1 protein-coding gene is annotated in these 895 nt (G+C 32.1%); it reads right to left on the reverse strand.

What is annotated here, in order from left to right; all coding sequences use genetic code 11:
* Positions 1 to 837 (reverse strand): hypothetical protein (locus GQR46_RS20145; protein WP_165742302.1); only part of this gene is annotated, 837 nt, incomplete at its 3' end.
* Positions 838 to 895 lie beyond the last annotated feature (58 nt).

The following is an 895-nucleotide window of genomic DNA, read 5'->3' on the forward strand; positions in this document are numbered from 1 at the left end:
AAAAGTTAAGCCAAATAAAACAAGTGCAATAAATATAGAAAAGCCTAATTTTAATAGCACTTTTGTTTCTGCACTTAAAATCTCTTCTTTTGCTTTGCGAATATCAGCAGCTTCATCTTCAAAATTTACTGCTAGTTGATCAAATAAACTAACATATTCTTTTTTAAGCATTTCTAAATTTGAGTACTGGCTGTATAGGCTGAATACTAAGATAACGACAAGAGAAGCTACTGTGACTAACACCGTCACATTTTTTGCAAACTCCATACTACCAAAGGTACTTGGCTCAATCTGTGTTGTTGCAAACCAAATACCAGCAGGCAGGGATAATAGTTTCGTCGCAACACTATCAAATTTATCATAAACTTTATTAGTGTATTCAGAACGTTTTTCTTGATATTCTTTTCTGACTTTATCAAAGGTATAGTTTTCAACATAACCTTGGTAGCTCAGTTGGACATTAAATATTAACGAACTCAAGTGTTGTATCAAATAACTAAAACGTTTTTTAACATCAACATCTTTTAAGAAACTCACCAACTCCTTGCAAAGCAAACAAGTAATTGCTTCTTTATGTAAATCTTTATCTAGTATTTTATTTAATACCTCAAGATCAACAGCGTGCTCTAAGTCAGATTCTGACAGTGTAAAATCAAAAGTTAAGGGTCTTTCATAAAATATAGTTCGTTCTCCACCTTCAGTATCATTAGCCAGTTTTTGTATTAATTGAAAAACTTTGCTTATATTTTGATAATTGGTAAATTTGTCTGAACTTGAGTTGTCAGAAATACACTCACCTGTTGCGGTAAAGAAAATACTTTCAACGGGGGCTTTCACTGAGTCTTCATATGAAAGTAAATCGTCCCAATTCAGACAAACCACAAAATTAGAATGA

The organism is Pseudoalteromonas sp. Z1A6 (assembly GCF_011378745.1).
GTDB lineage: Bacteria > Pseudomonadota > Gammaproteobacteria > Enterobacterales > Alteromonadaceae > Pseudoalteromonas > Pseudoalteromonas arctica.